The sequence below is a fragment of the Delftia sp. DLF01 genome (genome assembly GCF_014852125.1).
In the GTDB taxonomy this organism is placed as follows: domain Bacteria; phylum Pseudomonadota; class Gammaproteobacteria; order Burkholderiales; family Burkholderiaceae_C; genus Comamonas; species Comamonas acidovorans.
Map to the genome: position 1 here is coordinate 893,083 of NZ_JACVAZ010000001.1, position 10,017 is coordinate 903,099.

At 71.3% G+C, this 10,017-nt stretch carries 2 protein-coding genes; both read left to right on the forward strand.

All coding sequences use genetic code 11. The features are described 5' to 3' along the window. Positions 1-2 precede the first annotated feature (2 nt). Complete coding sequence (locus IB269_RS04000) at positions 3-5,339, forward strand: non-ribosomal peptide synthetase (protein ID WP_192366454.1); 5,337 nt, start codon at positions 3-5, stop codon at positions 5,337-5,339. Next, positions 5,339-10,009: an SDR family NAD(P)-dependent oxidoreductase gene (locus IB269_RS04005; protein ID WP_192366455.1), complete on the forward strand. Its 4,671-nt coding sequence runs from the start codon at positions 5,339-5,341 to the stop codon at positions 10,007-10,009. Before IB269_RS04000 ends, IB269_RS04005 begins: the two co-directional genes overlap by 1 nt. Positions 10,010-10,017 lie beyond the last annotated feature (8 nt).

The window sequence follows — 10,017 nt, forward strand, 5'->3', positions numbered from 1 at the left end:
ACATGCTGAGTGGACAAAGTGCAATCGCGGCAGCAGGCCAGGCGCCGGCCAGCCTGGTCGAGCATCTGAGGGGCCTGGCGCAGCAGCGGCCCGACGACATCTGGCTCACCGTGGCCGCCGTGCAGGACGGCCGCGTGGTCGAGCGCAGCCACAGCTACGGCGAGTTCGACCGCCGCGTGCGCGCGCTGGCCGCCCGGCTGCAGCAGCTGTGCCCCGTGGGCGCGCGCGCCCTGGTGATGATGGACAACGACGAGCACTACGCCGCCAGCATGCTGGCCTGCTTCTACGCGGGCGTGATCGCCGTGCCGGTGCCGCCGCTGGAATCGCTGCGCGTGCAGCATCTGGAGCGGCTGCTGGGCATCGTGGGCGACGCGGACGCGGCCTGCGTGATCAGCACGGCCGAAGTGATGCAGGCCCTGCCCGGCGCCGATGTGCGCTTTGCCAGCATTGCCGCCGTGGCCGCCGACCAGGTGGACCTGGCCGATGCCGACGCCTGGCGGCCCCATGCGCCGGCTGCCGACGACATCGCCTTCCTGCAATACACCTCAGGCTCCACCTCGGCGCCCAAGGGCGTGATGGTCAGCCACGGCAACCTCATCGCCAACGAGGCCGCCATCCAGCAGCGCATGGACATCGGCGCGGGCGACCGCTTCATGTCCTGGGCACCGCTGTACCACGACATGGGCCTGATCGGCGGACTGCTGCAGCCGCTGTACAGCGGCCTGCCGCTGGTGCTGACCTCGCCGCGCCTCTTTCTGGAAAGCCCCGTGCGCTGGCTGGAGCTGATCTCGCGCCACCGCGCCACCATCAGCGGCGGCCCCGACTTCGCCTACCGCATGTGCCTGGAGCGCATCAAGCCGTCGCAGCTGGCGCAGCTGGACCTGTCGAGCTGGCGGCTGGCCTACACGGGCGCCGAACCCGTGCGTGCCGACACCGTCACGGCCTTCGCGCAGCGCTTTGTCGCCTGCGGCCTGCGGCCCGACGCGGCCTATGCCTGCTACGGCCTGGCCGAAGCCACCCTGTTCATCACCGGCGGCAGTTGCGGCGCGGGCGCCACGATCACGTCCTTCGATACCGAGGCCCTGGCGCAGGGCCGGGCAGAGGAAAGCTCCTGCGCCTCGCAGACCACCCCGCTCGTGGGCTGCGGCCCTGCCGTTCCCGGCCATGCGGTGAACATCGTCGATCCGCACAGCCTGCAGGTGCTGGAGCCCGGCCGCGTGGGTGAGATCTGGGCGCACGGCCCCAGCATCAGCCAGGGCTACTGGGGCAAGCCGCAGCAAACGCAGCAGGCCTTTGTCGAGCATGCAGGCCGGCGCTGGCTGCGCACGGGCGACCTGGGTTTCGTGCACGGCGGGCAGGTCCATGTGGCGGGCCGCATCAAGGACCTGATCATCGTGCGCGGGCACAACCTCTACCCGCAGGACATCGAGCGCGTGGTCGAGGCCGAAGTCGAAGCCGTGCGCAAGGGACGCGTGGCCGCGTTTGCGGTGGAAGGGCCGTCGGGCGAGGGCATAGGCGTGGCCGCCGAGATTTCGCGCGGTTTGCAAAAGCTGGTGCGGAGGGAGACGCTGGTCGACGCACTGGCTGCCGCCGTGGCCACGGCCTTTGGCGAGGCGCCTGCCGTCGTGGTCCTGCTGGAGCCCGGCGCGCTGCCGCGCACATCGAGCGGCAAGCTCCAGCGCCAGGCCTGCAAGAAGGGCTGGGCGCAGCGCAGCCTGGATGCCTATGCGGTTTGGGAGCATGGTACCTTCGTGGACGCAACGGAATCTGCAGCGAATGACGGTGCAGATCAGTCCGCCCCCCCGCCGCTCGATGCCACCGAGACTGCGCTGGCCATGCTCTGGTGCGAAGTGCTGCGCCGTGCCGAGCTGCCTGCGGGCGATCCGCAGTTCTTCCTGCTGGGCGGCAACTCCCTCTCGGCCGTGCAACTGGCTGCACGCGTGTCGCAGCAGTGGGGCGTGGACTTTGCGCCAGGCCTGCTCTTTGACCGGCCCCGGCTTTCGGCGTGCGCGGCTGCATTGCGCGAACTGCAGGCGGCAGGACCCGGAACTGGCATCCCTCGTCCTGGCCCTGTGGCGCGCGGCCCCGGTGCAAGCCAGCCCCTGTCCCACGCCCAGCAGCGGCAGTGGTTTCTCTGGCACCTGGATCCTGCGGGCACGGCCTACCACGTGGCGGTGGAGCTGCAGCTGGGCGGCACGCTGGATGCGCAACGGCTGCACACGGCCCTGGAGCGCCTGGTGGCACGCCACGATGCGCTGCGCACCGTGTTTCTGCCTGCCGCCGACGGGTCGGCCCGGCAGCATGTGCTGGATAGCGGCGGCCTGGAGTTCCAATGGCTGGACCTGGACCACGAGCCGCAGCGTGCCCCTGAAGAGGCACGCCGCCTGCACGCCAGGCCCTTCGACCTGGGCAAGGGCCCGCTGCTGCGTGCGCTGCTGATGCGGCTTGGGCCGGATGACCACCGTCTGGTGCTGGTCATGCACCACATCGTGTGCGACGGCGTATCCCTGCAGAACCTGCTGGACGAGCTTGCGCAGCAATACCTCCATCTGGGTGATGCGGCTGCGGCCACCGAGCCCGCTGCCCCCGCATTGCAATACGCCGACTACGCAGCCTGGCATGCGGCCTGGCTGGATGGCGGCGTGCGCGAGCGGCAACTGGCCTACTGGCGCGGGCAACTGGGCAGCGAGCATCCCGTGCTGGCCTTGCCCAGCGACCGGCCGCGCGCAGCCGTGGCCCGCTACTCGGCTGCCCGGCATGGCTTCGCGCTGCCTGCGCCGCTGGTGGACGCGTTGCGCGCGCGTGCCGCCGAAGCCGGCGCCAGTCTGTTCATGGTGCTGCTGGCAGGCTGGCAGGCCGTGCTGCACCGCCATACGGGCCAGCAGGTGCTGCGCCTGGGCGTGCCCGTGGCGGGCCGCCAGCATGCGGGCACGCAGGGCCTGATCGGGTTCTTCGTCAACACCCTGGTGCTGCAGGCCGAGGTCGATGGCCGAACCCCGCTGGCCCAGGTGCTCAATGCGGCCAGGCGCGCCACGCTGCAGGCCCAGGAGCACCAGGACCTGCCTTTCGAGCAACTGGTGGAAGACCTGCAGCCCCAGCGCAGCCTGGCGCATCCACCGCTGTTCCAGCTGATGTTCAACCATGTGCATGAGGACTTGCGCGGCTTCGAGCGCATGACGGGCTGCATGGCCGAAGCGGCTTCCGTGCCCGGAGGCACGGCGCAGTTCGAGCTGTCCCTGGAAGTGCGTGAACGCGCAGGCGGCGCCGTGCGCGTGGGCATGGACTATGCGGCCGAGCTTTTCCTGCCCGCCACCATGGAGCGCCTGGGCCAGCACTATCTGCGCATGCTCGAGGCCCTGGCCCATCACCCCGAGGCCACCGTGGGCGAGGTGGATCTGCTGTCCGATGAAGAGCGCGCACAGCTGGCGCCCTGGCAGACCGGCCAGGGCGGGCAGGGCGGCTATGCCGTGCCCGAGCTGGTCCATGCCGCCTTCGAGCAGCAGGCGCGTCGCAACCCGCAGGCCACGGCCCTGGTCTTCGGGGAAGGCGCCTGGAGCTATGGGGAACTCAATGCGCGTGCCAACCGCCTGGCCCACCATCTGATCGCGCACGGTGTGCGCCCCGAGGTCCAGGTCGGCATTGCCATGGAGCGTTCGCTGGAAATGGTGGTCGGCCTGCTGGCCATCCTGAAGGCCGGCGGCGCCTATGTGCCCATGGACCCCGAGCACCCGGCCGAGCGCCTGCGCTACATGGCCGACGACAGCGGCATCGGCGTGCTGCTGACGCAGTCGGGCCTGGTCGCACGGCTGCCGCCCGCGCTGCAGCCGCTGTGCCTGGCGGTGGACGCCATCGATCTGTCCTCCCGTCCGGCCCATGACCCGGGCGTCGCGCTGCACGGCGAGAACCTGGTCTACGTCATCTACACCTCGGGCTCCACCGGCCGGCCCAAGGGCGCGGGCAATCGCCACCGCGCGCTGTGCAACCGCCTGGCCTGGGGCCAGCAGCACCAGCCGCTGGCCGCGCAGGACACCGTGCTGCAGAAGACGCCGTTCAGCTTCGACATCTCGTTCTGGGAGTTTTTCTGGCCGCTGTCCACTGGCGCCCGGCTGGCGCTGGCAGGACCCGGGGAGCACCGCGATCCTGCGCGTATCGCGGCCCTGGTCGAACGCCATGCCGTCAGCTGCATCCACTTCGTTCCGTCCATGCTGCAGGCCTTTCTGTCCAGCGGCCATGCCCCGTCCTGCACAGGACTGAAGCACATCGTCTGCAGCGGCGAGGCCCTGCCGGCCGAGCTGCGCGACCGCGCACTGGCCCTGTTGCCGGGCGCGCGCCTGCTCAACCTCTACGGGCCGACCGAAGCCGCCATCGAGGTCACCTACCACGACTGCCGCGAGCCTGGCCCGCAGGCCGTGCCCATCGGGCGGCCGCTGGGCAACGTGCAGGTGCATATCGTCGACGCCGGCCTGCAGCCCGTGCCGCGCGGCGTGGCCGGCGAGCTGCTGCTGGGCGGCCTGGCGCTGGCGCGCGGCTACTGGGGCCGGCCCGCGCTCACGGCCGAGCGCTTTGTGGCCAGCCCTTCGGCGCTGGCCGGCGAGCGTGCCTACCGCACGGGCGACCTGGTGCGCTGGAACGAGCACGGCGAGATCGAGTACCTGGGCCGGCTGGACCACCAGGTCAAGATCCGTGGCTTCCGCGTGGAACTGGGCGAGATCGAAGCCGCCCTGCTGGCCGTGCCAGGCCTGCGCGAGGCGGTGGTGGTCGCAGACTCTGCCGAAGGCGGCAGCCGGCTGGTGGCCTACCTGGCCGGTGAAGGTGCCGCGCTGCAGGACCTGGCTGCACTCAAGGCGCAGCTGGGCCGCAGCCTGCCCGACTACATGGTGCCCTCCCTCTTTGTGCGTCTGGACGCGCTGCCGCTCAACAGCAACGGCAAGGTGGATCGCAAGGCGCTGCCGGCGCCCGCGCCCCTGCCTGCATCGGGCGATGGTGCGCAGCCGTTCGAGGCGCCCGAAGGCGGTGTGGCCGAGACCATTGCCACCATCTGGCGCGAGCTGCTGCAGCTCGAACGCATAGGCGCCAACGAAAGCTTCTTCGACCTGGGCGGGCATTCGCTGCTGCTGATACGCGCGCACCGGTTGATCGAGGATGCGCTGGGCAGCGGGCTTTCGGTGATCGACATGTTCCAGCACCCGACCGTGGCCACGCTGGCCCGCCGCATCGAGGCGCAGCGCGGCGCGGGGGCGGCCCAGGAAGGACTGCAGGACCAGCAGGCCGACGCACGCGCCCAGCGCCGCCGCGCCGCGCTGCTGGGCCGCCGTGGTCTGACCGAGGAGGTGAACTGATGCGTGCTCAGGATGCAGGCTACAGCGGCGTGGAGATCGCCATCATCGGCATGGGCGGGCGCTTTCCGGGCGCGGACAGCGTGGACGCGCTGTGGCGCAACATCCGCGAAGGCCGCGAATCCGTGACCGCCTTCAGCGACGAGGCCCTGCGCCACCAGGGCACGGAACAGGCCCTGCTGGACGATGCCGCCTGCGTGAAGTCCGGCGTGATGCTGGAAGGCCTGGACTGGTTCGATGCCGGCTTTTTCGGCTACACGCCGCGCGAGGCCGGCCAGATCGATCCCCAGCAGCGCGTCTTCCTCGAATGCGCCTGGCAGGCGCTGGAGCATGCGGGCTATGACGCCGAGCGGCTGGACGCGGCGGCCGGCGTGTTCGCGGGTGCGGGCGCCAATCTCTACCTCATGCGCCATCTGCTGGGACGGGCCCAGTGGAGCGGCGGCATCGCCGAGCTGATCGCCCTGCTCAACGGCAACGCGGCCGACGCCCTGTGCACGCGCGTGGCCTACAAGCTCAACCTGCGCGGCCCGGCCGTGACCGTGCAGACGGCCTGCTCCACCTCGCTGGTGGCCGTGCACATGGCCTGCCAGTCCTTGCTGGGCATGGAGTGCGACATGGCCCTGGCCGGCGGGGTGTGGCTCAACCTGCTGCAGGGCGCGGGCTATCTGCACCAGCCGGGCGCCATTCTGTCCTCGGACGGCCATTGCCGCGCCTTCGATGCGCGCGCCGACGGCACCATGCTGGGCAGCGGCGCGGGCGTGGTCGTGCTCAAGCGCCTGGACGAGGCGCTGCGCGATGGCGACACCGTCCATGCCGTGATCCGGGGCAGCGCCGTGAACAACGATGGCGCGCGCAAGATCGGCTACAACGCGCCCAGCGTGGACGGCCAGGCCGAGGCCATACGCGCCGCCCAGGCCATGGCCGGCGTCGATCCCGCCTCAGTGGGGTATGTCGAGGCCCATGGCACGGGCACCACGCTGGGCGATCCCATCGAGATCGCGGCGCTGACCCAGGCCTTTGGCGGGGCTGGGGGACTGACGGGGCGTGCGCCCGGCCACTGCGCACTGGGATCGGTCAAGACCAATGTGGGCCACCTGGACGCCGCTGCCGGAGTGACCGGCCTGATCAAGGCCGTGATGGCGCTGCGCCACCGCACCCTGCCGCCCAGCCTGAACTTCTCCACGCCCAACCCGCGCGTGGACTTCGCTGGCAGCCCCTTCCGCGTCCAGACCACGGCGCAGGACTGGCCTGCCGGCCCGCTGCCCCGGCGTGCCGGCGTGAGTTCCTTCGGCATGGGCGGCACCAATGCGCACATGGTGCTGGAGGAGGCTCCGGCCTCGTTGCCGGCCGATGTATCGGAAAAGTCAGGGCAGGCCCCCCAATTGCTGCTGCTGTCGGCGCGCACGCCGCAGGCGCTGCAGGCCTCGGCCAGCCAGCTGGCCAGACATCTGGAGCAGCACCCGGACCTGGCCCTGGCCGATGTGGCCCACACCCTGCGTGTGGGCCGCAAGCGCCATGCGCACCGGCTGGCCGTGCTGGCCCATGGAGTGACCCAGGCCATCGAGGCGCTGGACCATCCGGCGCCCCTGGTGCATTTCACGGGCAGCGTGCTCTCGCCCCAGCCCGGCCTGGCCTTTCTGTTCCCCGGCCAGGGCGCCCAGCACGCAGGCATGGCGCGCAGCCTGCATGCGCAGGAGCCGGTGTTCCGCGACATCGTGGACCGCTGCTGCGAGAGGGTGAGGACGCAGACCGGCATGGACCTGCGGCCCTGGCTGCTGGCGCAGGCCGACGATGCCCGGGCCGCGCAGGCGCTGGCGCGCACCGAGGCCACGCAGCCTGCGCTGTTCATCGTCGAGTACGCCATGGCGCGGCTGTGGATGTCCTGGGGCCTGCAGCCCGAGGCCATGCTGGGCCACAGCATCGGCGAGTATGTGGCGGCCTGCATCGCCGGGGTCTTCTCGCTCGACGATGCGCTGGACCTGGTGGTCGCGCGCGGCCGCATCATGCAGGCCACCGAGCCCGGCGCCATGCTGGCCGTGGGCCTGCCTGAGGCCGCGCTGCAGGACTGGCTGTGCCGGGGCTGCGATCTGGCCGCCGTCAATGCGGCCGATCTGTGCGTGCTCTCGGGCCGGCCCGACGCCATTGCGGCCGCCGAGCAGGCCCTGGCCGGCACGGGCGTGCTGCTGCGCAGATTGCAGGTGTCGCACGCCTTTCATTCCGCGCTGCTCGATCCCGTGCTCGACGCCTTTGCGCACCAGCTGGCCAGCGTGCGGTTCAACCGGCCTGCCATGGCCTTCATCTCCAACCTCAGCGGCCGCTGGATCCGCGACGAAGAGGCCCAGGACCCCCGCTACTGGCTGCAGCATCTGCGCGGCACGGTGCGCTTTGCGCAGGGCCTGGACACGCTGCTGGACCAAAGCGACCGCATCCTGCTGGAAGTGGGCCCGGGCCAAGGCCTCAGCGGCCTTGCCCGGCGCCATCCCAAGGCTGGCGCACGCACCGTGCTGGCATCGCAGGCAGCCGCCAACCGCGAAGAACTTCAGGCCGACCAGCCCGCGCGCTGCCTGGCCCAGCTTTGGGCGGCGGGCGTTGGCGCGGCCAACGCACCGCTGCTGAACAGCGCACAGGGCGCGCGCCGCGTGCCCTTGCCCGGCTATCCGTTCGAGCGCGAATCGCACTGGGTTGCCGCCACGGTGCCGGCCTCTGAGGCCGCTCCTGCTGCTCCCGGTGGTCTGCACGGCACCGATCCCCGGGGTTGGCTGTATGCCCCTGTCTGGCAACGCTCAGCGCCCGTTGTACGGGCCGCCGCGGTACCCGCCGGCGGCTGCATGCTGCTGCTGGCCGAGGCCGGATCGACACTGGCCGAATCCCTGGCGCAGGCCTGGTCCGACACCCAGCCCGCGCCCGTGGTCCGCATCGAACCCGGTCCGCTCCATGAACGCCTGGGGCCTGCCCGCCATGCGCTGCGCATGACCGAGCGCAGCGACTGGACGCGCGCCCTGGGGCAGATAGCGGCCGAGATCGGCCCGGTGGCCTGCATCTGCGATCTGTGGAGCCTGGGCACGCTGGATGACGCACAGGCGGCTGAGCGCTGCCTGCTCGGCCCGCTGGCCCTGGCCCAGGCGCTGGAGGCCGTGTCTGCCGCATCCGCTGTGGGCGCTGCTGGCCGGCAGCAGATGCTGCTGGTCACGGATGGGCTGGAGGACGTGACAGGGACCGAATCCCTGCAGCCCGCCAAGGCCATGCTCCATGGCCCCTGCCTCGTGATTCCCCAGGAGCTGCCGGGCATGGCCTGCGGCATCGTCGATGTGCTGCCTGTGCAGAGCGGGCATGCCGAAGGGATGGCAGCGCTGGCGCAGCGCATCCTGGCCGAGTTCAGCGAGCCCGCACCGGCCTGCGTGGCCCTGCGCGGCCCGCACCGCTGGACCCGGCGCTACGAGCGCATTGCGGGGCAGACGGCACCCGCCGTCACGCCAGCTGCGCCAGCCACCGCGCCGCGCCTGCGCCGTGGCGGCTGCTATCTGATCACGGGCGGCCTGGGCGGCATGGGGCTGGCGCTGGCCCGGCACCTGGCCGAGCACTGGCAGGCCCGGCTGGTGCTGCTGGGCCGCTCGGCGCTGCCTGAACGGGGTCAGTGGCAGGCACTGGCGCAGGATGCGCAGACGGAACCTGCGCTGCGTGCCCGGCTGCAGCAGTTGCTGGAGCTGGAACGGCTGGGCGCCCAGCTGTGCCTGGTGCAGGCCGATGTGGGCAGCGAAGCCCAGCTGCGCACCGCGTTGGAACAGGCGCAGCGCGCGTTCGGCGGAATGCATGGCGGCATCCACGGCGTCATCCACGCCGCCGGCCTGGCCGGCGACGGCTTGCTCGCGGACAAGCGGGCACACGAGGTGATGCAGGTGCTCGCGCCCAAGCTCCAGGGCACGCGGGCCTTGCTGGCCGCACTGGCCGGGCAGCCGCTGGACTTCATGCTGCTGTGCTCTTCCCTGGCCGCCGTGGCGGGCGGCCTGGGCCGCATCGACTATGCGGCCGCCAATGCCTGCCTGGATGCGCTGGCCGTGGCCCATGGCCGCACGGCCGGCTGGCCGCTGATTTCCGTGGGCTGGGACGGGTGGCGCGGCGTGGGCATGGCGGCAGGCACGTCCATGCCCGAAGGTGTGGGCATCGCACCGGAGCAGGGCGTGCATCTGTTCGAGCGCATTCTGGCCGGCCCTTTGCAGCCCCTTGTCTGCGTGTCCACCACCGATCTGGAAACGCGTCGCCATGCGGACCTCGCCGAGTTGCTGGACCAGGCCCTGCCTGCAGCAGCGACAACGGCAGCGACGGCCGGGCCTGCGCCCACCCAGGTGCGGCCCGGTGGCATGGCCGGCTTCGTGGCGCCCGAGGGCGACCTGGAGACCGGTCTGGCCGCGCTCTGGAGCGGCTTCCTGGGCGTGGCTCCCGTGGGCGCCGAGGACAACCTTTTCGAACTCGGCGGCGACTCGCTCATGGCCATACAGCTGCTGGCGCGCGTGCGCCAGGCCTATGGCGTCGAAATCCATCCTGCGGCCTTGCTGCGCACGCCCACGGTGCGGCGCCTGGCCGAACTCGTTGAAACCCGGTTGATCGAGGAAATCCAGGCGCTGGACGCCGAAGCCGAGCCCGCCCCGACCACCGCATCGCCGATTTATTCGTGAAGATCGCC